The organism is Sulfuricurvum sp., from assembly GCF_041651515.1.
Lineage (GTDB): Bacteria > Campylobacterota > Campylobacteria > Campylobacterales > Sulfurimonadaceae > Sulfuricurvum.
Genome location: NZ_JBAZJF010000004.1, coordinates 255439 through 280291, shown reverse-complemented (window position 1 = coordinate 280291; position 24853 = coordinate 255439). Strand labels below are relative to the sequence as shown.

Genomic DNA, 24853 nt, shown 5'->3' with positions numbered 1-24853 from the left:
TCGGGTAAGGGAAGCGTTTGCGTCTCTCGCGAGGGCTAGCGGCCCTCACCCTCATTGTATCACTCTTCACTATTCCTGCGCATGCTGAATTTTTGTATAAAGACGAAGTTGTCCATAACCCGAAATTTGCAGAACAAATTAATGCTATCGGTGCCGAGCTGAAGGCAAAAACCGGAGTATCTCTTTATTTGGTCATGGTTCGTGATTTGGACAATAATCAAACAATTGCCGATTTTGAAAAAAATATCACCGCTCAACTTGATCAACCTGCAGTCGTTATGACGTTTATTGAGTTAAAACAGCAAGTCGATATTCTCGCACGCCCGACGACTTTATACAAACATTTTAATAAATCTCAAGTGTTAAGTCCTAATGCTACCTTTATGGGAGCGGTAATGAGCTCTATTATGTTCGCACGCAGTTTCGATGAAGCCAAAGAGCTTATCGTAAACCGTGGTGGGACGATATTGCCTATATTGGGAGAAAAAACAAAAGGAAACGAAACCGTTTCAAAATATTCCGTTGCGATGTTTAACGGTTACACGGATGTTGCAGAACAAATTGCAGAGTATCAAGGGGTAACCTTAAGCTCATCTGCCGGTAGCGGAAGTAAAAATTTCATTGATATTTTGCGTGTTGTTTTTTACGGTATTATTATTTACGCACTTTTTATTTATGTGCGCGGTAGATTTTTTCGTAAAAAAGGGTCTTCAAATGAGTAAAAATGCAGGTCGTAAATGGCCGATTATTATTGCATTGTCTATTTTAGCAGTAATTGGTTTTTCGGTTATAACCGTAAAAATGGCTATTAATAATCCGGTTGAAATGTCGGATTACGGGATGCAAAATTATCATGAATACGACGATGGAGTCAATGATATTATTAATGCTAAGATTGAATTCGACAAAAAATACACTATTACATTTTTAACACCGCAAATTACCGAAAAGGGGACGGTCATCACGTATCAAGTTGCCGACAAATCGGGCAATGCGGTGAATGATGCTAAAGTCAATGTCGTTTTAACCCGTCCAAATACGACTAAACTTGATATAAACCTTAGCTCCCCTACGATTGATAAGGGAACATATACCTTTAGTGCCGTGGATCTTCCTAAAATTGGACGATGGGATATTTTGGCAAAAGTGAGTGTCGGAACGGATCAACGCTATTACAATCTCAAAGCGGATACACGAAATCCTAATACTATCGAGTTTTAAGCATGCCTAAGGGTGAATGCGTCGTTTTTCCAACGGCGCGGTGTATCCGTCATGCTCTTTTTAGTTTTGAATCGGGCATAATTCCCCATATGATAACGATGGGTGACTTCTTAGGTCGTATTACGCTCGCCCCTTCTCTTCTTCTCCCTGATAATGATCTTCGGCTTCTTGCCCTTCATGAAGCGTCCGATTTTAGCGCATTTAGTACGTTGCAAATTGAACGAAACTTTTTTAGCTTTATACAAAATTCTCAATACATCTTTCGTTTTTTTGAGGAGCTTGCTTCGGAAGAGGTAGGTATCGATGCTTTGCAGCGTGCGGATGTGTATGGTGAATACGAAGAACACATAACGATTCTCAGTCATCTTCGGAGCCGATACCGTGATATATGCATCCGAAATGGATGGTGCGATCCGATATTTGCTTCTGAGACATTGCAACTTAACTGTGCGTATTTGAAAAGCTTTGATGCACTGCGTATTGTGGTGGAAGGGTATTTGACACGGCGTGAGATTAATCTGCTGAGAGCGTGTGCAGAAATCATACCCTTAAGTATTCAGTATAACACTACGGCCTATAATCGCAAGATGACCGAACGTTTTTTAGAGATGGGAATCGTGTTGGAAGAGGGGAATGAATACGTTATATCTCTGAGTGATAAAACTATCTTATCCAGTGTACCGTTGTTTTGCAATCGAGGAATAGAGTGCGAAATCTTTTATAATCGTTTATCCCAGATCGGATTTATAAAAGCACGTATCGAGTTGATGGTGAAGGGTGGAATAGCACCTGAAAATATTGTCGTTGTTTTGCCGGATGAGGGGTTTGTGGAGTTTTTAAAAGAGTTTGATGTGGAAGAGAACTTTAACTTTGCAATGGGCTCATCACTGGAAAACGATCCATTGTTTCGATCTCTAGAAGCGATTGTCCTCTTTTTGGACGAATCAACGGAGCAAAACAAAGCACGTGTCCAAAAAGTTCCTCTTGCCTATGTGTCGTGGTTAAGGGAGAGATATTATCGCCCCTTTAATCATACCCTCCTCGCTGAACTGCTTGAGATGATGGGCGAAGCAAAGAGCGATGCGTTGGAGCTTATAACCGAAGAGGTACACCGATTTTCCCATTTAGGGGATGCTTTGAGCGGTATGGATTTCAAATCGGTATTGCGGATTTTTATGAATCGGCTCCGAAGTGCTACCCTTGATGATGTACGTGGGGGAAAAATCACGGTGATGGGTCTTCTTGAGACACGCGGGATGAGTTATGATGGGGTGATAGTAGTTGATTTCAATGAAGGATTCGTCCCCCATAAAAGTCAAAAAGATCTTTTCTTAAATACGACAACACGTCAATTTGCCTCGCTTCCGACGACGAATGATCGTGAATCCCTCCAAAAACATTATTACTCAATGCTCTTTAACCGAGCTAAATCGGTTGCGATAGGGTGTGTCCAAAACAGTGAATCAGTGCCGTCACGCTTTTTGCTGCAACTGGGGATAGAGGCAAAAACGGCTCTTTATTCCTATGAACGGGTATTGTTTGCGGCACCCTCACTGCATCCTCGAAATGTCGGAGAATTTAACACCGAATACGATTTTACGAAACATCCTCTCTCTGCGAGCGGACTCAAAGATTTTTTAACGTGCCGGCGTAAATTTTATTTTTCCAGAATAGCAAAAATCGCATCGCATGAGTTGCCGCGCGATATGAGTCAAGAGCGGGATATCGGGAATACTCTTCATCGTGCATTGGAACTGCTCTACACCGATAAAGATTCCTATGCTACTGTTGAGCAGATCAAACAGAGATTGAATGATATTTGGAGTAATGAGGCTAATATTGATGCATTAGAGCGCTATATGAGACGGTTGTGGCTGGATAAATTGAACCCGTTTTATGAAAATGAAATAGTCCGCTTTAGAGAAGGGCACCGTGTAGCCTACCGCGAGAAAGAGGGCTCTGCTATGGTTGAGGGGATTACTTTGATCGGGCGGATTGATCGGATAGACCACTATCTAGGTGCGCTTGAAGTGATCGATTATAAGAGCGGTAAATTCGCCGATACTGACAAAGAGCCCAAAGAGGGTGATGTCGATTATCAGCTTAGTGTTTATGCTTTGTTAGCGAGAGAGTTTGGGGATGTACATCGATGCGGATATTATGATCTTTCCACCGGAGTATTGAAGTTTGAGCAGTATTTGGAGGTAAAAATTGATCGCTTACGAGAAATATTGCGAGAGATGGCTGCAACGAAGCAATGGGATTGGGAGATGTGCGAAGAGGTGAGCCGTTGCCGTTATTGTGTGTACGGGTATTTATGCCATCGGGAGGCTTTTAGTGGGATTTGAACCCTTTTTGGCGTATGAGGCGAGTGCCGGCAGCGGTAAAACATTTAATCTTGTCGTTCGATATCTAAGTTTATTATTTATGGGAGAAGAACCGTCGTCCATTACCGCATTGACCTTTACCAATAAAGCGGCCAATGAGATGATGGAGCGGGTCACGGTGACCTTGCAGCAACTCGAAAAGCGGGGTGAACTCTCACAAATAGCTGTGGTAAGCGGTCTTAGTGAGGATGAAATAGTAGAGCGTCGTGATGATGTGCTTAGACGGTTTTTACGATCCAATGTACAAATTTCGACTATTGATGCCTTTTTTGGAACTATCTTGCGCAAATTTGCATTGAACGCCGGGATTATGCCGACGTATAAAACGACTCAAAATCACCATGAAGTGAAACTGTTGGAGCGCTTTTTACATGAGATTGAGGTGTCGGGACAAAGTGATGCATTGGTCAGGCTCTCTTTGTTGAGTGATAAGCGGTTGAGCGATTTGTTCGCTTTATTGGGGAATCTGTACGCAAAACACAAAGAGTTTGATTCGCTCCGCTTTAGCGATGAGGCAATACAGGGAAATCCTTATGCGGAAGCCATGGAATTGGCGCATGAACTCTCTGCATTGGTATTGAGCAAGCCGTTAAGCGAGCGTGCCCAAAAAACGATGCGGATTGAAAGTTATGAGGCTCTTTTAGAGAAGACATGGCTGTTGAAACCAAGTCTGGAGTATTGGGATTTCAAAAAAATCTATGAACCTAAGATGGATGAATTGCTGCGCGGGATACAAAATGCGATCAGGAGGCAAATGCGCCAAAAAGAGGCTCGCTATTTCAAAGAGCTGTTAAGTATCTTGAAACTCTATATTAAAAGCCGCCAAAGTTTGATTGTCCAAAACAATGAACTCTCTTTTGATGATATTACCCTAATGGTTCATTCGTTGCTACGTGAAAAACTGGAGAGTGAGTTTCTCTATTTTCGGCTCGATTCTCGATTGAAACATTTATTACTGGATGAGTTTCAAGATACCAGTGTTGTGCAGTTTGATATTTTGCGACCGTTAATCGAGGAGATTCGAGCAGGCAAAGGGGTGAATGAGGGGGGAAGCTTCTTTTTTGTCGGGGATGTGAAACAATCGATTTACCGTTTTCGTGGAGGGACAAGTGCCCTGTTTTACCAGGTGGCGGAACACTTCGATGTCCATGTTGAACCCCTTCGGGTTAATTACCGTTCGCACAGTGTCATTGTTAACTTTGTCAACACGGCGTTTGGAGAGAGGATTCGGGGGTATGTTCATCAGGAGAGTCCTGCGAGGCTTGCGGGTGGATACGTTCGAGTTCACACGTGTGTCGAGCTTTTGGAAGGGCTAGGGGAACATATTGGTGTTTTGATCGAAAAAGGGGTTGTATTAGAGGAGATCGCGATTCTAACCGCGACCAATAAAGACGGAAGCGCGGTAGAGGAGTATTTGGGGAGTCTTGGGTATGCGGTTATCACAGAGACAACGGCTAAGCTGATTCATCAGCGGAGTGTGAGAGCGATTATCGAATATCTGCGCTACTGTTATTTCGGTGCACCATTGTATCGGCATAATTGTGCGGCATTGATCGGGGTAGAATCGGAGAAGATCGGTCGTGAGTCGTGTGATGATCTCGTCGGAATGTCTCTTCGCTTTATTTCACGATGGGAAATTGCCGATAAAAGCGCTTTGATGTTTTTAGAAGCATTACGTCATTATCGTGATATTGAGGAGGCGGTATTTGAAGTGGATCGAATGGAAGCCTCTTCGCCGCAGAGCGATTTAGAGGGAATTCGGGTTATGACGGTACATAAATCCAAGGGGTTGGAATTTGAGCATGTGATCGTTCTAGATCGCTTGGGACAATCACGCGCCAAGAGTGACCCTATCCTTTATGAATACGACGATTCCAATCTTAAAGCACTCCATTATCGGATAAAAGGGCGTGAGTTTCTCGATGAGGTGTATGCGAGGGGGCTGGAAAAAGAGAAAAAGCTTGAAGCGGAAGATCAGCTTAATGCTCTGTATGTGGCGCTGACTCGCGCGGTAAAATCACTCGCGGTGATTGCCAAAGAAAAAAACTCATGGTTCGCACCCTTGGAACTGAGAGAGGGAGAACTCGGAGAACTGCTCGAGGGGAGTAAAGCATGTGTCGCACGAGAAGAGCTCCAACCCATTGAGTACCAAGGGCTTTCATACGGACGACAGGAGGAATCTCTCTCTACTGAGAAAGAGCTAACCCACGATTACGCTGCGGTACAGTTTGGAGTAGCCCTTCATTATACGATGGAGATGTTGGGAAGTTTTGATAAAGAATCTCTCGTTATTGCCATTGAATCGACGCGAAATCGTTATGGAGCCATGCTGGAATCGGGTGCATTGCTTCGGATTGAACGGCGCATTTTGCGATTGATAGAGGATGAGCAATTTTCTACCTTGACCCGTGCAGAGTGTATGAAAGAGCAGATGATCCGTCATAATGGCTCTATCGGCATTATCGATTTGCTGGTACGGCATGAAGATCATTGGGTTATTATTGATTATAAGTCAGGACGTGAGGGCGAGGAGAAGCATCGTAATCAAGTGCTTTGGTATAAGGAAGCCCTCCGTGCATTCGGCAATGATGACGTGCGTGGCTATTTATGCTATCTACTCGAAGAGGAAACAGAGTGGATAGAGTGCTTATAAATAACTTAATTTAAGCGTTATATAAGTTTTAAAAGGTATAATTTCGCCACTATTTATAGAGACTTTAAAAGGGGACTCAAGATGAAATTTACTAAAATTGCTTCACCTGAGCAAATCGACCGTAAATGGGTTTTGATCGATGCTGAAGGGAAAACATTTGGTCGTTTAATGACAGATGTTGCTACTCGTCTTCGCGGAAAAGATAAACCGTATTTTACTCCAAATATTGATTGCGGAGATTTCGTTGTTATTATTAACGCGGCAAAAATCAACGTTAACGGTGCCGGTAAATTGGCAACCAAAGCCTATCATACACACAGCGGTTACTTCGGTAGCGTTAAAAGTGAAAAATTGACAGAGCTTATGGTTTCTAACCCGGAAAAACTTTTCAAACTTGCGGCACGCGGTATGCTTCCTAAAACAAAATTAGGTCGTGCGATGTTGAAAAAATTGAAAGTCTATGCAGGTGCTGAACATCCACACTCTGCGCAGATCGCTAAGTAAGGATAAATTATGGCAAAAACGTATGCAACCGGAAGAAGAAAATCTTCGATCGCTAAAGTATGGCTTGCTCCGGGTACAGGTAAAATTACTGTAAACGGTCTTTCACTCGATGCATGGCTCGGTGGTCTTGAAGCAAAGAAATTGCGTGTTACTCAACCGCTTTCATTGACAAAACAAGACACATCTGTGGACATTACTGCTTCAACAACAGGCGGCGGATTCTCAGGTCAATCCGATGCACTTCGTCACGGTATTTCTCGTGCTCTTTGTGTATTTGATCCTGCGTTCCGTGCTATTTTGAAACCGTACGGTATGCTTACTCGTGACTCTCGTATCGTCGAGCGTAAGAAACCGGGTAAACGCAAAGCACGTCGTTCTCCTCAATTCTCAAAACGTTAATCGTTTTTCTCCCTTTTATGGGAGAACTTTTTATACCTATCCTTCTTCTCTCTCATATTCCTATTTTTCAGTCATTAATATTTACGTACGCTTCCAATTATACTGACTTCAAATCACTTATATCATCCGTAGAGGGCAGATATCTGTTTGAACGTAGATGTTGTCTGATGCAGTAGTTGTTGATGTTTTAGGGTCTAGAGCTATAGTAATTGAAGCACACCAAAAACGAGTGGGACACTAAGTTCCCCTCTCGTTTTAGTTTTTCATCCGGTAAAGTTTTTTATTGTACATATCATCAAGGACGATAATAAACGCCAACACGTCTTTCTCAAGCTCTTTATTGTGTGGTGAGGGTTTGAGATGCTCATTGAGATATACAAAGCTTTGAGCCTCTTTATTGGGCTGCAGAATCGCAATATTATTGTGATCGCGAAGGGCAAAGATATCGTTAAACATCATCAATGAAACCTCTTTTTTGGCATTACTGAAAATAGAGTGTCCCAAGATCGGATAGGTGAAATTGACACCGATCAGATCAAGGGCGGTTGCGAGTACTTCAGGCTGAGTAGCGAGGGTAGTAAATTTTTGTGGCTTTAGTCCATCGGCGATGATGAGTGCCGGTATATGAAACATATTGACCGGAACCAAATCATCTCCGTAGACACGGACATTATGATCGGCAACGACAACAAAAACGGTGTCTTTATAATAAGCTTCTTTCTTGGCCAAATCGAAAAAACGTCCGATAGCAAAGTCCGCGTATTTGACCGCGTTATTTACGCTTTGTCGTGGTTCGCCCGGGATAAAATCTATTTTTCCGTTCGGAAGTTCAAACGGTGAATGATTCGAAGAAGAGAACATGACACTGACAAATTTCTCCCCTTTTTGTGCATGGGCTTTGAATGTTTCATTGGCTTTGATCACTAAATCTTCATCACTGACCCCCCATGTGCTTACAAATCCGGGGTTCTTATAATCTTTTTGTTCGATCACTTCATCAAATCCGTTTCCCATGTACCAGCTGCGCATATTGTCAAACCGTCCTTCGCCGCCGTAAATAAAGCTGGATTTGTATCCCAGCGGCTTAAGAAGTGAGGCTACGGTGAAAAAATCGCTTTGGGATTTGTTTCGTTTGACTACCTCTTCGCCCGTGAGGGGTAGCCATCCGGATGTCATGGCGGAGAGTCCTCGAATACTTCGGGTTCCGTTACTGAAGAGGTTGGTAAAGGCTACTCCCTCATGAGAGAGTTTTTCCATATTGGGGGTGATGGAGACATTGCCGCCGCTGAATCCGACGAATTGGCTCCCCATGGACTCTTGGATAAAAATGACCAAGTTTTTAGGTTTTTGGGTCGGGAAATGGGTAGCCTCGAGCCGGTTAAACGGGAATTTTTTTTCTCCGAGAGGAATATTGAGCGCTTTCGAAACGCGTGTATATGCTTCATTTAGAGGCATTTTCCCATAGGTCGCTACAAGCTTGTCTGACTCTTTGGAATAGCTGTAATAGGCATAACCGATGCTGTAGAGGGAGTTTTTGGCAATTTCATTCGCCATGCGGTTAGTACTGTACAGCGCATCGGAGATATTGGCGGGACGATGACCGAGAGAGGAGCGGATACCGATGAAAAGAAGAGCCACGATAAAGGGGAGAAGCAAGAGACGCTGCCAAAGCGGCGTTTGAATAACTTCTTGCAGTCGTAGCGGTGAAAAGCGTAAAAATGCCCATGCAGTTCCTAGCATCATGGCCAAGGCGGCAAACAATTGCAAAGGATACTCTTTGAGGATCATCGAGGTGACCTCTTTGGGGTATTTGAGATATTCAATGAAGAGATAATTAGGGCGAACATCGTACTGGGCAACGAACGGGAAGGTTGCATTTTCGACGTAAAGTGCTATCAGTAAAAAAATCAGCACATAACTGGTGGTGATACGTGCAATAAAGCGCGAAAACATCTGCGGCGTTAAGGTAAGAAGCAGGGCAGGAATAATGAGGATCATAGAGGTGCTCATCGTGTCAAGCTTCAGTCCGTAGAGAAATGCAATGAGCGATTCAGCAAAACTGATATCCCCCAACCGATCAAAATAAAGGAGATAAAGCCCCAGTCGTCCCAGAAAAAAGAGGAGTATAAAAAGGAGGTAGATTTTCAATAATTCTTTGAGTAGCCGCATGAAGTGATATTTCCTAAAAGTAGATATAAAGTTATAACATAGAATGGATAATAGATGCGGGTGGTCGATTCCTTACAATTAACGAATATTCGGTACCATTCCGGATAGATTTTGCAGTGGAGTTATGGGTGTTCAATTTTAATAAAACGATACGAAGCCGCACGTTGATACTTGCGGTCTCATTATTTTTAGTCATTTTTGCAAACGGTACTTTTTTTAAACACGTCCTTCAAGTTTATCCTCTAACGTGGTCTAATGCTCCTATGATAGCCTCTTTAGGGATTGTTTTGGGTGCAGTCTTGGTGATACTCTTTACCCTTTTTAGTTCTCGTTATCTGTTGAAACCGTTTTTGATTGTTGTTCTCCTCCTCTCTTCGTTGGTTGCTTATTTTATGGGGACTTATGACATCATTGTCGATAAACTGATGATCCAAAACGTCCTCGAAACGGATATCCATGAATCGATGGATCTGTTCAGTCTCCGTCAAGTTCTTTATTTCATTATTTTGGGGGTATTGCCTTCTATTTTGGTGTATCGCTCCAAGATTGAACCGACAACGCTAAACCGTGCACTTATTGATGGGATTAAAAGTATTGGATTGTCTTTAGGGCTTTCGCTTTTGCTGATTTTTGCATTTAGTAAATTTTACACCTCCTTTTTTCGGGAGCATGTTTCACTCCGCTCTTATACCAATCCGGCTAACTATCTCTATGCGATCGGAGAAACGATTCACCAGTCGTATTCGCATGAATTGAGCGGATTAAAAACCATTGGCAATGATGCTCATATTACCAATACGGACAATCATAGAAAATTGGTGATTTTGGTGGTAGGTGAAGCGGTACGTGCGGACCATTTTTCGCTCAACGGCTACGCTCGTGAGACGACGCCGTTGCTCAAAAAAGAAAATATTATTAACTTTCCGCAGTTTACCTCAAGCGGCACCGAAACGGCGGTCTCGGTACCGTGTATGTTCTCTTGTTACGGTCGGGAAGGTTATGATAAAGATATCGCGCAGCATACCGAGAACGTATTGGATGTGCTGCACCATGCCGGTGCCACTATTTTGTGGCGGGATAACAACTCTGACTCCAAAGGGGTAGCTCTTCGAGTGGCCTATGAAGATTACAAAACGGCTGAAAAAAATACGGTGTGTGATGAGGGTGAGTGTCGGGATGAGGGGATGTTGGTCGGGTTACAAGAGTACATAGACAAACATCCGAAAGGGGATATCGTCATTGTGTTGCACCAAATGGGAAATCATGGCCCTGCGTATTACAAACGCTACCCCAAAGTATTTGAAAAATATACGCCGGTGTGTAAAACCAATCAGCTTGAACAGTGCAGCCAAGCAGAAATTACCAATGCGTATGACAACGCAATCCTTTACACCGATTATTTTCTCTCTAAAGTGATCGGATTGCTCAAAGGGAACGATGGAAAATTTGAAACGGCTATGTTTTACCTGAGTGATCATGGGGAGTCGTTAGGGGAAAACGGACTTTATCTGCATGGATTCCCATACTCGATTGCCCCGGATGCCCAAAAGCATGTTCCTGCACTCATGTGGTTTGGAAAAGAGTTTAAAATTAATCGCGATGCCCTCAAAAAACGCGCATCTGAGCCGTATACTCATGATTATCTTTTCCATACGATGTTGGGACTTTTTGATGTCAACAGCACGGTGTATCGACCGGAATTAGACATACTGCATGATACTAAAGCACGATGAAACTCTTTTTTGTATTACTCCAAAGCGTTTGGCTGATCGCATCAACCCTTCATCTGAGCGCATCTTCCAATCCGGCACGCCTTAACCCCCTTATCGCCACCGACTCTGCCAGTTCATCCATCGCCGCGTTTATGTTTAATTCCTTGGTGAAATACGATTCAACCGGACAAAAAATCATCGGTGATTTAGCCGAATCGTATCGATATGTTACCCCTACGGTGATCGAATTCAAACTGCGTCACGGTGTTACGTGGCATGACGGGAAACCTTTCACTGCACAGGATGTCCTGTTCACCTACAATCTGATCAAATCTCCCAAAACTATCACCCCTTATGCCTCGGATTTCAGGGTGGTACAATCGGTAAACGTTATGGATGATTTTACCCTTCGAGTCACCTATAAAAAACCTTATTTTAAAGCGTTGGAAATCTGGATGATGGGGATTGTTCCCCGTCATATCCTTCAAAACGAGAAAGACATTATGGGGAGCAGTTTTAACACTCATCCTATCGGAACCGGCCCTTATGTTCTGAAAAAACTTGAATTTTCAAAACAGATCATTTTGGAAGCCAACCCCTCTTATTTTGAGCACAAAGCAAAGATTGAACGGATTGTTTTTCATGTAATCAGTGATCCTATGACACGGTTTTTGATGCTGAAATCGGGAGAAATAGATATTGACTCACTGGAACCGATGCAGTATGAGCGGCAACTAGGGGGGAATTTCCACACATCATTCGGCGTTATTGAAACGGTTTCTCATAGCTACACCTATCTCGGATTTAATCTGCGTCTTAATAAATTTAAAGACCCTAGGGTGCGTGAAGCGCTTTCGCTTGCTATTGATCGTCAAGAGTTGATCGATATTTTATTTTTAAACCACGGTAAAGTATGTACTGGCCCGTTTTTGCTGGGGAGTAAAGGGTTTAATGATAAGATCAAAGCACCGAAGCAAAATAGACCAAAAGCGTTAGCCCTTCTAAAAGCAGCGGGATATGATTCGGCGCACCCTCTTGAGTTTGAGATTGCGACTTCCAATTCAAATGCAATACGTCCTTACGCGGCGGAGATTATGCAACGTCAACTGGCACGTATCGGGGTTAAAGTGACGCTGCGGGTCATGGAGTGGCAGGCTTTTTTAAATACCGTTGTTATGCCTAAAAAATTTGATGCTGTATTGCTGGGATGGTCGTTGTCATTGACGCCCGATCCTTATATGGTGTGGCACAGTGACAGCGATGTTCCGGGTGGATTCAATATGATCGGTTATCACAGTGCCGTTACCGACTCTCTAATCGAGCGGATGGAAGGTTCGACTGATCCTGAAAAAATTGCATCACTCCAAAGAGCTATTTTTGGGCAAATCGTAGCGGATAACCCCTATTTATTTTTAGTAATACCCAATGAGATTACGGTGTATAATCGAAAAATTACAGGGATTAAACCCACTATTAATGGTATTTGGGAAAATTATATTGATTGGGAAAAACAATGAAAACGGTTATTTTATTTGATTTGGACGGCACATTGATCGATTCGACAGAGGCAATATTGGAGAGTTTTTACCATTCGCTTAAAACGCACGCCCTGGGTTTAGAGGTTACAGAGTCTATGATAACTTCGCAGATAGGGCATCCTCTTGAGGTGATGTTTGCGGGGGTCGGTGTGAATGCGGATAGGGTTGATATCCATGTGAGCACCTACAAGCTTTATTATAAAGAGATAGCGCGTCAAAAAACCTTCATGCTTCCCAATGCCGTTGAAGCGATACAGGAAGCATCTTCCTTCGCTAGACTTGGGATTGTAACGACAAAAACGGGGCGATATTCACGTGAACTGATGGAACATTTCGAAATAATGCACTATTTTGAGGTTCTGATAGGATTTGAAGATGTAGAACACCGAAAACCTCACCCCGAACCGATTTTAAAGGCATTAACGCAGATGGGGCACCAAGATCAAGAGGTGTGGATGATCGGAGATACCCGTTTGGATGTTGAAGCCTCTTTGCGTGCCGGGGTTGAATGTGTAGCAGTCACTACAGGGTATGATAATGAGGAACAATTGCGAACATTAACAGATATTATAAAACCCAATGCCCTTGAAGCGGTTCAATATATCGCAAAGAGGGGACGAAAGTAACATTTTTCCTATGGTTTTGGATCTCTGAAATAGTGAAAAGCTACATTTAAGAGCAACTTTCATAGAATACCATCATTGATAAAATTCAACTTAAAACTTAAGTCAGAGGGAGAAGTCATGCTGGAAATTCGATGGCATAGTCGAGCCGGACAAGGTGCCGTAACAGGTGCAAAAGGTTTGGCAGACGTTGTATCCACCACCGGTAAGCATGTTCAGGCATTCGCATTTTACGGCTCAGCCAAACGGGGAGCTGCGATGACAGCGTATAACCGTGTCGATGATAAAGTGATTATGAATCACGAAAAATTCATGAGTCCCGATTATGTTTTGGTAATTGACCCTGCACTTGTTTATGTGGCAGATATTACAGCAAATGAAAAAGAGAGTACTGTCTATATCATTACAACGCATATGAGTACCGAAGAGTTGATCGCGTCACAGCCTAAACTTGCAGGTAAAAAAGTGTATACCGTAGACTGTATCAAGATATCACAAGAGACAATTGGAAAAGCAATTCCGAATACACCTATGTTAGGCGCCTTGATGAAAATATCCGGAATGTATGAGATGGATTTTTTCAAAGAGAATATGATACGGGTACTGAAAAAATTACCACAAAAAATTATCGATGCTAACATGATCGCGATTCAACGCGCGTATGATGAAGTGAAATAAGGAGCACATGATGGAAAAAAAAGGATGGGATGGATTTGAAATCGGTGCTATGCTTCGTTCATTTGACGGAGCAACACGCGATATCGCGACGACATTGCCTGAAGATCGCCCTTATTCACAATCAAACTCGTTTACTGCGAGTGTAGCGGATTGGCGTATTGAAAAGCCTTTGTTTAACAAAGACTACTGCATTGATTGCCAATTTTGCTGGGTGTATTGCCCGGATATGTCGATTATTGCTCGCGATAAAAAGATGATCGGGATTGATTTCGATCATTGTAAAGGGTGCGGGATCTGTGTCGAGGTATGTCCGACCAATCCTAAATCTCTTTTAATGTTCCCGGAACAAAAAGACGAAGAAGCGGCACTTGCCGAATGGCCTAAAAAAGAGAAAAAAGCTGATACCGAAGTGAAGGAAGACTAATGGCTGATACTATGGAACTACGCGATATTGAAGTCTGGGACGGTAATATGGCGGCGAGCCATGCGCTTCGCCAAGTGCAAGTGGATGTTGTTGCCGCTTACCCAATTACCCCATCGACTCCTATCGTTGAAAATTATGCCGGTTTTACGGCAAATGGGTATGTAGACGGTGAATTCGTAATGACGGAATCTGAACACGGTGCAATGTCATGTTGTATCGGTGCAGCTGCCGCAGGCGGACGTGTAGCAACGGCTACGAGTTCCCAAGGGTTTGCTTTGATGGTTGAGACCCTATATTCTGCATCAGGTATGCGTTTGCCGATCGTTCTTAACGTCGTTAACCGTGCTATCGGTGCGCCGTTGAACGTAAACGGTGACCACTCCGATATGTACATGGGACGTGATAGCGGTTGGATTCAGCTCGATTCATATTGCCCGCAAGAAGCGTATGATTTGAACTTTATTGCTTTTAGAGTTTCAGAAGATCATGATGTTCGTTTGCCGGCAATGGTTCACCAAGACGGGTTTATGACCTCTCATACAGCTCAAGGGGTTCACACTCTTACCGATGAAGTGGCATACAATTTTGTAGGTCAATATCAACCGATGAATGATATGCTCGATCTTGATCATCCTGTAACCCACGGGGTACAAACGGAAGAAGATTGGCATTTTGAGCATAAAGCACGTCAACAGCATGCCTTGATGACAGCGGTTCTTCCTAAAATCCAAGCGGCTTTCGATGATTTTGAAAAATTGAGCGGACGCAAATACAATCTTGTTGAGACCTATAACATGGAAGATGCTGAAGTTGCGGTCGTATGTTTGGGAACATCCGTTGAAACGGCTCGAGAAGTAGCGGAAGAGATGCGTGCACAACACGGCATTAAAGCGGGTGTCGTCGGTATCCGCGTATTCCGTCCATGGCCATTGGAACAAATCGCAGCAGCATTGAAAAATGTTAAAGCAATCGGTGCATTGGATCGTTCTAGTCCACACGGTACCGTTGGAGCACTTTTTAATGAAATTTCAGGTTCGTTATTCAACACGGATACCAAAGCGGTATTGACGAATTACATCTATGGATTGGGCGGACGTGACTTGACGAAAGCACATTTAGTGAGCATCTTTACGGATCTTAAAGCAAATGCGGATGCGGGTAAAGTAACCACTCCATTGCAACAGTACATCGGCCTTCGCGGACCGAAACTCTCTTTTTTCTAAGGGGCAATTATGTCAGAAATTAAAAAAATTAAAAACCTCAAAGATTTTTCCACTTCGGCGGATCGCTTTGAGGGGGCTAACCTTCTTTGCCCGGGCTGTGCCCATTCGATTATTGTTCGTGAAGTCTTAAATGCTACCAACGATGATTTGATCCTTGCAGCGTCAACAGGATGTTTGGAAGTGTGTACGGCCGTTTATCCGTATACTTCATGGGATGCTTCGTGGATCCACATCGGATTTGAAAACGGTTCATCTGCAGTAGCAGGTGCCGAAGCGATGTACAAAGCGCTTAAAACCAAAGGGCGTTTGAAACAACCGGATCGCGTCCCTAAATTTGTTGCATTCGGCGGTGACGGTGCAACTTACGATATCGGTTTTCAATGGATTTCAGGATGTTTCGAACGCGGACACAACATGATGTACGTTTGTTTGGACAATGAAGTGTATGCGAATACCGGCGGACAACGTTCATCTTCTACTCCGATCGGTGCATCGGCAACGACTACACCTGCGGGACGTGTAAGCTACGGTGAGAAAAGAAATAAAAAAGATATGATGGCGATTATGGCAGCGCACGGTGCACCGTATGTAGCTCAAGTTGCTCCAAATAAATGGAAAGACATGGTAGCTAAAATCCAAAAAGGATTTGCAGCAGAAGGTCCTGTTTATATCAATGCGATGTCAGCATGTACAACTGAGTGGAAATTTGCTCCGGAAGATACCATTGCGATTTCCGATTTGGCAACCGATTCATTGGTTTTCCCATTGTATGAAATCATTGATGGTACTCAATTAAACATTACCTACCGTCCGAAAAATATTATTCCGGTACGCGATTACCTCGGTGCACAAGGGCGTTTTAAACACCTTTTCACCAAACAATACGAATACCTTATCGACGAGTGGCAAGCACGCGTCGATGCTAAATGGGATTATCTTCAACGTCGTGAAGAGGCAAGTGTCTAAGACACTTCCTCTCCCTCTCTTTTCTCCATATTCTCTTCTATATAACTTTGGAACTCTCTTTGCTTCTTATACCAAAATAAAAGTTTTGGAATTAATTATGTATCGCATGACCTACAACCACATCGGTGTTACCGGATGTTCCGCACGCGGCATTGAAAAGCGTGAACATATTCATGAACTTATAGAACTTGCAGAAGAGTTAAAAAGTTCGATATGCAATATTCACATTGATAAAGTGAAAGAGGATATGGATCAATATGTACCGATGGATGTTTTTGTGAATATGAAAGAGCTTCGTTGAACCGATATTTTCTTGTCATTGATGCGGGGACGGGAAGTATCCGTGCCATACTTTTTGACACAACGGGGAATCAAATCTCCATTGCACAATACGAGTGGGAGCATATTGCTGAGACAGGCGTTGCGGGGTCGATGGGATTTGATTTTGTTCACGGTTGGGAACTTGCGAAGCGGTGCATCCGAGAATCAATAGCTAAAGCGCAAATCAATACGTCAGAGATTGTGGCGGTATCGGCATCGAGTATGCGTGAGGGGATTGTTGTTTATGACAGTGAAAAGCGTGAGCTCTGGGGCGTAGCCAATGTCGACGGCCGCTCAGGTGAAGAAGTCTCCTCGCTCAAAAAAGCATTTCCCTCATTGGAATCAGAGAGTTACGCCATCAGCGGACAAACCTTTGCCCTCTCTGCCGCACCTCGGTTGTTATGGCTGAAAAACAATCGTCTCTCGCTGTATAAGAAAGCCCGTTATTTTACGATGATCAGCGACTGGATACTTTTCAAACTCAGTGGTGAGCTAGCTTCTGAACCATCCAATGCTGGTACGGCAGGCTCATTTAGTCTCCGAAATCGAAATTGGGACAAAAGAGAGTTCGAACAATGTGGACTCAAAGATTTATTTGTCCCGATACGAGAGAGCGGAGAAGTTTTAGGTCATATCAGTGCAGAAGCTTCACGTGAGACGGGATTAAGCCGTGATACCCTCGTCGTAATGGGGGGCGGTGACGTTCAGATCGGTACGGCGGGTCTGGGAGCATCCAAGCTTGGTGATGCAGTAGTACTCGGAGGGAGTTTTTGGCAGCAGGTGGTCAATATCCCTAGCGATGCGAAACTCTCCAATGAGATGCTGTTGCGGGTTAATCCGCATGTCGTACGCGGAATGTCTCAGGCAGAGGGGATTACCTTTTTTACAGGGTTGGTGATGCGCTGGTTTCGCAATACCTTCGGATGCGGAAAAAGTTATGTAGAACTTGAAGCAATGGCCGCCTCGGTTCCGGTCGGATCGTACGGCATTACCCCCATTTTTAGTGATCGGATGAACTACGGCGAGTGGATACATGCGTCCCCTTCGTTTATCGGATTGGGGCTGGATGAGTCAAAATATAACATCGCATCGATGTTTCGATCTCTCGAAGAGAACGCGTGTATCGTGAGTGCGATCAATCTAGAAAACATCAAAGCTTTCAGCGGTGTTTCACCCACCTCCATCACGTTTGCTAGTGGGGGATCCAACGGATCGTTGTGGTCGCAGATTTTAGCGGATGTTACAGGATTAGAAGTGCGTGTACCGGTAGTCAAAGAGGCGACTGCACTGGGCGTGGCGATGGCGTGTGGGATCGGTTCAGGCGAATATAAAAGCTTTGAAGAGGCGGGGAAAAATATCGTCAAAATCGAGCGGATGTATGAACCGAACGCGGCCAATCACGAACAATACGGCGAGATCAAAGAGAGATGGCTCAAAGTGTACGCCAAACAGATGGAATTAGTACGTGATGGGATATTGGAGCCGATGTGGAAGGCTCCAGGGATTTAGAACTGATACGCTTTAGGATCGAGTAAATCAAGCTCTTCGGTGTATTTATCGTCCACAAACGGCTCGTAGTGCGATTTGTAGTAGGCGTAATGCTCTGTATGCTTGTGCCCTTCTAACGACTCCTCATCTGCCCATGATTCGACGGCGAAGAATTTGCGCGGATTGGTTTGAGACTGGAAGATGTAATAAAACAGACATCCCGGCTCTTTGAGTGAGGGTGCTACCATATCTTCTAATAATTTTTTTACCGTTGCGATATGTTCCTCTTTGGCGATAAAGGTCACTTTTTTCGTAATTTTCATGTTGTATCCTTATTTTTTGAGTTTTGCCTGTTCAAGTTCCCAGTATTCCATCTCGAACATCTGAGCTAATGACAGTGATTGCCATCCCCCGAGTTGTTCGGCAGAGAGGATAGCGGTGATGGTGTGTTTGACGATATCGCCGATGATGCGGGACTCTTTTTCATCTTTTCCGAGCACTACGATCCCGACCCCTTTGACGACTGCATAGCGCGGAGCGAGATCGAGACAAATGTGCTCCGAGGAGGCATTGGTATCAAAATAGGCTTTATAATCCGCTGCAAATTGAGCGATCCCCACTGCAATATCGTTAGCAATGATGGCAGGGAACGGTTTGATTCGGATCACGTGTTCGGGGGTCAATCCCCCCTTTTTTACGAGTGATTCGAGATTTGGAAGGATACTGAAAAGCTGGGCGCGAGGCGAATCGATGAGGAGCGGGAAAAGTTCGCATCTGCGAAGTTTTGATGCTTCATTAGCGACGGCAGTGGCAATGGATATATCTCCTTTCCCTTCGCAATCGCCGCACGCTAGGGTAACATGCTCTGCAAGATATTCTTCGGCAACGGTGACGATATCAATCATTTTCCCATAGGCAGATTTGGCATCATTATCAAAGGTGAATACGCCGTGATGCATCAAAATCATCCCCGTAAGGCTATTCCAATCGATATTACGGGTCATCTCATAGATATGTTTTGCCAGTTCAAATCCGGGCATCACGTAATCGATGATGAGCATATGTTCCCCGTAGAGCATATGAGCCAATGCTTTCCCTTCGGGGGTATTGGTTAGGGTAACGACCGCATCGGCATGGGTGTGATCGACGAATGTGTAGGGGATGATGGCGTGGAGGATCGCTTCGATGGAGGGATTGGGGAAGCTTTGATCGCTCATCGCGGCACGCTGCTCGGCGACCATTTGAGTATCACTCAGCCTATCGCGTGTTGCCATCTCTAAAAGCACCTCGAGGTTTACGGGAGAAAACCCTGCTTTTTCAATGGTATCTAGGTTCCAACCGCTCCCCTTTACGTAGAGGGTGTTATCGATTTTAACCGAGGTATTTCCGCCGCCGTGGAGAACCAACTCTTTGCTTTGACCTAGCAGTTGAGACGTATAAACTCTCATCCCCAGTGGGTCATTTTGAAATTGGATAGCGGTTGCGTCGTCAAAGAGACTTGTCATAATGTTAGATCCTTCTATTAGTGGCCAAATTATAGCGATGCAAGGATGAAATGTGCTAATATTAGCGCAAATAAAAGATTGATTTTAAGGATATTCATGCCATTACTTGATAGTTTTTGCGTAGATCATACTATTATGCCAGCCCCAGCCGTTCGTCGTGCTAAGGGAATGAAAACACCCAAAGGGGATGATATTACCGTTTTTGATCTTCGCTTTTGCCGTCCGAATGAAGCGATTTTATCACCGGAGGGGATTCACACATTAGAGCATTTGTTTGCGGGGTTTATGCGTGATCATCTTAATTCAGAGAGTACGGAGATCATCGATATCTCTCCGATGGGATGCCGTACCGGATTTTATATGAGCGTGATCGGGACACCGAGTGAAGAGATCGTTGCCGATGCGTGGGAAGCGTCGATGAAAGATATCCTCGCGGTGGAAAAACAAAGTGATATACCTGAACTCAATATTTATCAATGCGGCACCTATAAAATGCACTCCCTCGAAGATGCGAAAGCGATTGCGACCGAAGTGCTCCGCAAAGACATCGATATCATGGACAACGAGGCATTGAAACTTGACCTTGAAAAGGTAAACGACTAATGATTCTTTTGTTGCCGATGAACGGAGATGATACGCAAGAGAGCGAGTTAGCCGGAATTTTGTCTGCCACCCATTGGGCTACCGTCGAAGTGGAAGAGGGGCGCGTAGTAGAGATCAATTTCTATACCGACCGCAATGAAATCGAAGCGTGGCTTGATGCCGTTATCGTCACCAATAACTATGAACCCGTAATGGAGTTTATCGATAAGCAGATGATGGTTCTTGTCGCCCATACACAGCGCACCATCGATGATATTGTCGAAGCGTATTTATTCAGAGAACTTCACGACTTGGCTCTATGATCTCTTTTTGTGATTTGTTTCAAACGTCACCGCAGATGAAAATTCTGGTGGCGACCTCTCATGCGGATACATTGATCGAAGAGGTATGTGTTTTTTTAGAACCTTTTAACGCAACGGTTGATCTTTCCTTATATCCGGGGGAACATTCGCAACACCTATCTCCTTACCTCTCTAAAGTCGATACGATCAAAGATTTTAACTCTCCCATTCGTTCGGCTACTCGCGATTATGAGACAATCATTCTTCAGGATATTTTGCATTTGCATTCTCTCCCTTTAAAACTGTTACAGCTCGTCTATCGGTCACTCGAAAACTCCGCTGAGGTTATTATTATTCAAAAATGTGGGGTGATGGAGACATCAGATGTGGAGGCTTTATTGGAAAAATCGGAATTTCGTGCGGCAAATACGATTGGTGATTTGATAGAGGGGTATGATGTAATTGTGGCGAAGAAGATGCATATGTGGGGCAACGGGCTATGAAAGAGTGGGTACAGAGCGAAGATGGCAGTTATACCGCGTATAGCAGTGAATACGACGAGCATTATCACTCGACCAAAGACGGCGCTCTCAACGAATCGCTCAAAAAACACATCGAACCCGCTTTTGCACTGCACCCGCAGAAAGATCATCTCCGTATTATCGATATCTGTTTTGGTTTGGGGTTTAATACCCTGTTGAGCCTCTATTACCGTGACACCTATTATCCCGATACGACGCTCGAAATCTATTCCCCCGAACTCGACGGCGAACTGGTCGCTTCGCTTGTCGATTTCCCCTATCCCGAAATTTTTGAGCCGTACCGAAATGTCATTATCGACATTGCAACCCTCGGTGGCTATGAAGATGAGCGGACACAAATCACCGTCGATATTATGGATGCACGGGTTGCAATGCGGGAGTTAGAGGGGGAGTGGGACGTGTGCTATCAGGATGCCTTCAGCCCTTCGGTTAACCCGGTACTTTGGACAAAAGAGTATTTTTCCGATATTGCGAGGTTGTTGGGAGAGGATGGTATCGTTACGACCTATTCGACAGCGCTCGCTACACGGCTGGCACTGTATGAAAATGGCTTTAGTGTTTATCTCAATTCGGGTGAGGGGTATCGTAATGCGACGATTGCATCACGACGGGAACTAAGCGAGTTTGAGAAAGTCGATATGGCGCATAAAATCGGGTGCAATCCGAATGCTACGAGTTTAAGCGATGGAAGCCTTTTTAATTAGCATTCTTTATTATGAAATTTAGTGTATTATCAGAGTGTTAAATAATTAAAATTTAATATGGTATGGATTTTATTGTGACACTTGAAAAAAGATTTATATCCCATTATATGTTGACTGAAACGCTACACTCTGAAAAACACTATTGTCGGTGGTTAGCTGAAGATATGCGTTCAAATAAAACGGTATGGATCACCGAATTTTTTGAGAGAAATGGAAACGCTACAGACGATAAGTGGCTGAACTTAGCATCTCAAATTAAAAAGATTTCGCTCCCATGTATCATTCAGGTATCTGATTTTTTTCGTGAAGGTGATTCTGGTTTTGTGGTCTCTGAGATACCAAAAGGCAAAATGCTCAAGCCTTTGGAACGATATGATGAAGATCGTTTTCGAAAAATCGGAGAGGGTCTTTTAAGAGCGTTGGTTTTACTGCAACGAAACGAGATAGGATTGGATGACTTGTCCCTAAAAGATATCTTCGTAGATGATGGCGGTGAAATCAAGCTTTTTTTTAGCGATAACTGGAGTTTGAAGCCAGAAAATGAGAGCCGCGAAAAAGAGATTGCTTTGTTTGCGATAGTTCTGTTGAATTTTCTAGGTTTCGAGAATAAAGAAAAAGTTGAAATAACCCAAGAATATTTAAAAAGGTTTGTACCGGAAACTATTTATCCGTTGTTTGAAGAGATATTGATCGGTCGGCAAGTTCAGCGCTTTGAAGCGCTCAGCCGTTATTTTCAAGATAAAATGAAAGTAAGCCTTGATTCGGGGATGGATACAAATGAATCAGATCGACCGTCTTCAAATAAATTTGTACGTTACCTTTTACTGGCTAGTATTGTTCTAATTATTTATATGTTGTTTTCTCCAAAAACTGATTTGTCGCAGAGTATTTCGCGCTTTGATGTTTTACGTTTTCATATGCTTGGCTCTATAGGTATGTCTGAACCGCAGCGTATTTTAGGCGAATTGTATGAAAAAGGGAATGGTGTCGATCGTGATATGAAGGAGTCGATTGAGTGGTATAGAAAAGCGGCTCAAAGCGGAAATGTTTATGCACAAATGAGTTTAGGACATTTCTATTATAAAGGAATAGGAGTGCCATGTGATAGAAAACAAGCACTTTATTGGTTTACGTTGGCGGCTACTAATGGGGATGAATTAGCAAAGCGAAATGTTGAGATGATACAAGAGAATGAAAAAAGACTTGAATTGCCCATACATGAAGTTAAAGACGAATTAAAAAAAGTATCTTCTCCATTACTTGAGAATAATGTTTCAAAAGATACGGTACTTAAAGTTGACCCAACCCTAAAGATTGAACCTGTTAATATTACAACAGAGCCTATAAGGGAAGAAAAAAAGAGTATCCAAAATATGATAATGTGGCAAGATAATCAAGATACAGTGACACTCAAGTTGACATGGAATGAAGCCATGAATTATTGCTTAGATTTAAAATTAGATGGATATGATGATTGGCGCTTACCTGATAAAGAAACATTATTTCAACTGTTTTTTGAGGAACAAGATTTGAAGTATCATGTTGAAGATTTATATTGGTCATCAACTCAAAACACCGATTTAACCGCTTGGAGAGTTTATTTTAATTATGTTGGCGGTAAAAACAGGTTAAGTTTAACGAGCAATAGTAAAAATGATAGATGGAATGTTCGTTGTTACAGAAAAATACAATAGGTTTTTAATTTATACGAAAATCCGGTTCTTTTAGGCGATAGTGCTCGATGAGGTGGCGCAGGCGGTTTTCATTAAAACGCCAAAAGTGTTTCGGATCAAATTTGTGGTGTTCTGTCATCATCTGATAAAGAGACTCTTCATCGAGGTGCGGGTGGGCATTGTTGCATTCGACCATAATCCGCTCTAGCAACTCAACCGATTCGGATGTCGTATCATCATCCGCTAAGGGCTTTTGGGGGAGGAAAAGATAGAGTTTATAGAGTGAAAGGGCCAGTCCGGCTATAAAAGCGCCCATCATCATCCACTTAATCATTTTAGCTCCTTCAGGGTTTGTTTAAAGATCAATGCCCAAACCCATCCTAATCCTAACTCAAATCCGATAAAAGCGACCATTTTAACGTAAGTAAATAGGTGCATTCCCAAAAGGATGAGAATCGGGCTGGTCTGATCGAGGATAAAAAGGGTAAAAAGTAAATGGGTAGCCGTTTTTTTCATCTTATCTGTGAGGGTTTCGATAAACGCTAAAAAATGGAGTGTGCTCATAAGGGCAATGCCGATAAAGAGGGTATGGGGAAGAATGACTTCGAGGAGACCGTGAAAGGATTTATCATGGTAATAGGTAAATATCTGATCGGCACCAAAGCCTATTATTTTGTAGAAGAGGATACCCCCCATAAATGCTTGCAGCAAGACTAAAGCAACAAATACAAGTGCCAAAAGACGCAATAATCGATGCATTAAAGTTTGTTCCGCACAAGTGCAATAAACAGATCGGTTCCGCTTGCAATCATCAAGGTATGAAAAAGGAGATATGCAGATACAGCGATAATAACACTAATCGATCCAAACCAGGGCGCCGTTAGAAGAGCAACAGGGTAGAGGATAAGCGTTAGCAGTGTTATACTCAAGAAACCCATTTTAACAATAACTGGGCGGGAGGTGCGAGCGCTAAGGGATGCGATGAGGATAAAGACCAATAGCAGTCCGAACAGCTCGGTATGAACGGCTAAAAGGAGGTCGTTGAAACTGAGCGGGTCGATAAATTCGGCTTCATTGCCCAAGATGGTGTTTTCCCATTGGGTAGGGGTGGTTCCGTAATCGATCGATTTGGCGGCAATGTTTAACCCCATCGCGAGGATAAGGGCTATGAGCATCCACATCATGACGGCGCGTAATGTGGTGTTATCGGAGAGTTTTTTAGAGGCGATAAATTTCATA

The 24853-nt window shown here is 43.5% G+C and carries 26 protein-coding genes; 20 read left to right on the top strand and 6 right to left on the bottom strand.

The features are described from left to right. Positions 1-17: 17 nt before the first annotated feature. The 6 genes from WC407_RS09385 (at position 18) to rpsI (ending at position 7164) form a co-directional block, all read left to right on the top strand. Positions 18-722, top strand: coding sequence for a 3-dehydroquinate dehydratase (locus tag WC407_RS09385; protein WP_373022367.1), 705 nt, complete (start codon positions 18-20; stop codon positions 720-722). After that, complete coding sequence (locus WC407_RS09380; RefSeq protein ID WP_373022366.1) at positions 715-1221, top strand: FixH family protein; 507 nt, start codon at positions 715-717, stop codon at positions 1219-1221. Before WC407_RS09385 ends, WC407_RS09380 begins: the two co-directional genes overlap by 8 nt. Positions 1222-1223: 2 nt before the next feature. Beyond that, complete coding sequence (locus WC407_RS09375; RefSeq protein ID WP_373022365.1) at positions 1224-3569, top strand: RecB family exonuclease; 2346 nt, start codon at positions 1224-1226, stop codon at positions 3567-3569. Beyond that, positions 3559-6261, top strand: coding sequence for a RecB-like helicase (locus WC407_RS09370; RefSeq protein ID WP_373022364.1), 2703 nt, complete (start codon positions 3559-3561; stop codon positions 6259-6261). Before WC407_RS09375 ends, WC407_RS09370 begins: the two co-directional genes overlap by 11 nt. Before the next feature lie 81 nt (positions 6262-6342). Beyond that, complete coding sequence (gene rplM, locus WC407_RS09365) at positions 6343-6765, top strand: 50S ribosomal protein L13 (RefSeq protein ID WP_373022363.1); 423 nt, start codon at positions 6343-6345, stop codon at positions 6763-6765. Positions 6766-6774: 9 nt separating this feature from the next. Next, positions 6775-7164 carry a 30S ribosomal protein S9 gene (gene rpsI / locus WC407_RS09360; protein WP_373022362.1) on the top strand — a complete coding sequence of 130 codons (390 nt, stop codon included), beginning with the start codon at positions 6775-6777 and terminating at the stop codon, positions 7162-7164. A gap of 255 nt (positions 7165-7419) precedes the next feature. Here the strand turns inward: rpsI and WC407_RS09355 are convergent, their stop codons facing one another. Next, positions 7420-9333, bottom strand: a complete 1914-nt coding sequence (locus tag WC407_RS09355; RefSeq protein WP_373022360.1) for an LTA synthase family protein — start codon at positions 9331-9333, stop codon at positions 7420-7422. Positions 9334-9461: 128 nt separating this feature from the next. Between WC407_RS09355 and WC407_RS09350 the strand changes: the two genes are divergently transcribed. The 9 genes from WC407_RS09350 (at position 9462) to lsrK (ending at position 18327) form a co-directional block, all read left to right on the top strand. Continuing rightward, the gene (locus WC407_RS09350; protein ID WP_373022359.1) at positions 9462-11066 is read left to right on the top strand and encodes a phosphoethanolamine transferase; all 1605 of its coding nucleotides are present in this window, start codon (positions 9462-9464) and stop codon (positions 11064-11066) included. Beyond that, a complete protein-coding gene (locus WC407_RS09345; RefSeq protein WP_373022358.1) occupies positions 11063-12562 on the top strand; it encodes a peptide-binding protein in 1500 nt (499 codons plus the stop codon). Before WC407_RS09350 ends, WC407_RS09345 begins: the two co-directional genes overlap by 4 nt. Then, entirely contained in the window at positions 12559-13209 is a 651-nt protein-coding gene (locus WC407_RS09340) for an HAD family hydrolase (RefSeq protein WP_373022357.1), read from the top strand. The genes WC407_RS09345 and WC407_RS09340 overlap by 4 nt, the downstream gene beginning before the upstream one ends. Before the next feature lie 117 nt (positions 13210-13326). Next, a complete protein-coding gene (locus tag WC407_RS09335; RefSeq protein WP_373022356.1) occupies positions 13327-13884 on the top strand; it encodes a pyruvate flavodoxin oxidoreductase subunit gamma in 558 nt (185 codons plus the stop codon). Between the two features lie 10 nt (positions 13885-13894). Then, entirely contained in the window at positions 13895-14308 is a 414-nt protein-coding gene (locus WC407_RS09330; RefSeq protein ID WP_373022355.1) for a 4Fe-4S dicluster-binding protein, read from the top strand. After that, a complete protein-coding gene (locus WC407_RS09325) occupies positions 14308-15531 on the top strand; it encodes a 2-oxoacid:ferredoxin oxidoreductase subunit alpha (RefSeq protein WP_373022354.1) in 1224 nt (407 codons plus the stop codon). The genes WC407_RS09330 and WC407_RS09325 overlap by 1 nt, the downstream gene beginning before the upstream one ends. Positions 15532-15540: 9 nt before the next feature. Continuing rightward, positions 15541-16497 carry a thiamine pyrophosphate-dependent enzyme gene (locus WC407_RS09320; RefSeq protein ID WP_373022353.1) on the top strand — a complete coding sequence of 319 codons (957 nt, stop codon included), beginning with the start codon at positions 15541-15543 and terminating at the stop codon, positions 16495-16497. Between the two features lie 97 nt (positions 16498-16594). Next, positions 16595-16798 carry a hypothetical protein gene (locus WC407_RS09315; protein WP_373022352.1) on the top strand — a complete coding sequence of 68 codons (204 nt, stop codon included), beginning with the start codon at positions 16595-16597 and terminating at the stop codon, positions 16796-16798. After that, positions 16795-18327 carry an autoinducer-2 kinase gene (gene lsrK / locus WC407_RS09310; protein ID WP_373022351.1) on the top strand — a complete coding sequence of 511 codons (1533 nt, stop codon included), beginning with the start codon at positions 16795-16797 and terminating at the stop codon, positions 18325-18327. Before WC407_RS09315 ends, lsrK begins: the two co-directional genes overlap by 4 nt. On the opposite strand, the gene WC407_RS09305 is transcribed toward lsrK, so the two are convergent. Together WC407_RS09305 and WC407_RS09300 are read right to left on the bottom strand one after the other, a co-directional pair. Next, the gene (locus WC407_RS09305; protein WP_373022350.1) at positions 18324-18629 is read right to left on the bottom strand and encodes a putative quinol monooxygenase; all 306 of its coding nucleotides are present in this window, start codon (positions 18627-18629) and stop codon (positions 18324-18326) included. The two genes, lsrK and WC407_RS09305, sit on opposite strands and share 4 nt — an antisense overlap. Positions 18630-18638: 9 nt before the next feature. Then, positions 18639-19811: a class II aldolase/adducin family protein gene (locus WC407_RS09300; RefSeq protein WP_373022349.1), complete on the bottom strand. Its 1173-nt coding sequence runs from the start codon at positions 19809-19811 to the stop codon at positions 18639-18641. A gap of 96 nt (positions 19812-19907) precedes the next feature. On the opposite strand from WC407_RS09300, the gene luxS reads away from it, so the two are divergent. From luxS to WC407_RS09275, 5 genes are all read left to right on the top strand, one after another. Beyond that, positions 19908-20414, top strand: coding sequence for an S-ribosylhomocysteine lyase (gene luxS, locus WC407_RS09295; RefSeq protein ID WP_373022348.1), 507 nt, complete (start codon positions 19908-19910; stop codon positions 20412-20414). Beyond that, positions 20414-20716 (top strand): hypothetical protein, encoded by a 303-nt coding sequence (locus WC407_RS09290; protein WP_373022346.1) that lies wholly within the window; start codon positions 20414-20416, stop codon positions 20714-20716. The genes luxS and WC407_RS09290 overlap by 1 nt, the downstream gene beginning before the upstream one ends. A 35-nt stretch (positions 20717-20751) precedes the next feature. Further along, positions 20752-21198, top strand: a complete 447-nt coding sequence (locus WC407_RS09285; protein WP_373022345.1) for a hypothetical protein — start codon at positions 20752-20754, stop codon at positions 21196-21198. Then, the gene (locus WC407_RS09280) at positions 21195-21941 is read left to right on the top strand and encodes a tRNA (5-methylaminomethyl-2-thiouridine)(34)-methyltransferase MnmD (RefSeq protein ID WP_373022344.1); all 747 of its coding nucleotides are present in this window, start codon (positions 21195-21197) and stop codon (positions 21939-21941) included. Before WC407_RS09285 ends, WC407_RS09280 begins: the two co-directional genes overlap by 4 nt. Positions 21942-22003: 62 nt before the next feature. Further along, the gene (locus WC407_RS09275; protein ID WP_373022343.1) at positions 22004-23635 is read left to right on the top strand and encodes a DUF1566 domain-containing protein; all 1632 of its coding nucleotides are present in this window, start codon (positions 22004-22006) and stop codon (positions 23633-23635) included. A 4-nt stretch (positions 23636-23639) separates the two neighbouring features. Here the strand turns inward: WC407_RS09275 and WC407_RS09270 are convergent, their stop codons facing one another. Genes WC407_RS09270 through WC407_RS09260 form a run of 3 tightly spaced genes read right to left on the bottom strand, consistent with a single transcriptional unit; the run spans position 23640 to position 24852 of the window. After that, the gene (locus WC407_RS09270) at positions 23640-23948 is read right to left on the bottom strand and encodes a hypothetical protein (RefSeq protein ID WP_373022342.1); all 309 of its coding nucleotides are present in this window, start codon (positions 23946-23948) and stop codon (positions 23640-23642) included. After that, positions 23945-24373 carry a hypothetical protein gene (locus WC407_RS09265; protein WP_373022341.1) on the bottom strand — a complete coding sequence of 143 codons (429 nt, stop codon included), beginning with the start codon at positions 24371-24373 and terminating at the stop codon, positions 23945-23947. Before WC407_RS09265 ends, WC407_RS09270 begins: the two co-directional genes overlap by 4 nt. Then, the gene (locus WC407_RS09260; RefSeq protein WP_373022340.1) at positions 24373-24852 is read right to left on the bottom strand and encodes a hypothetical protein; all 480 of its coding nucleotides are present in this window, start codon (positions 24850-24852) and stop codon (positions 24373-24375) included. The genes WC407_RS09265 and WC407_RS09260 overlap by 1 nt, the downstream gene beginning before the upstream one ends. Between the last annotated feature and the right edge of the window lies 1 nt (position 24853).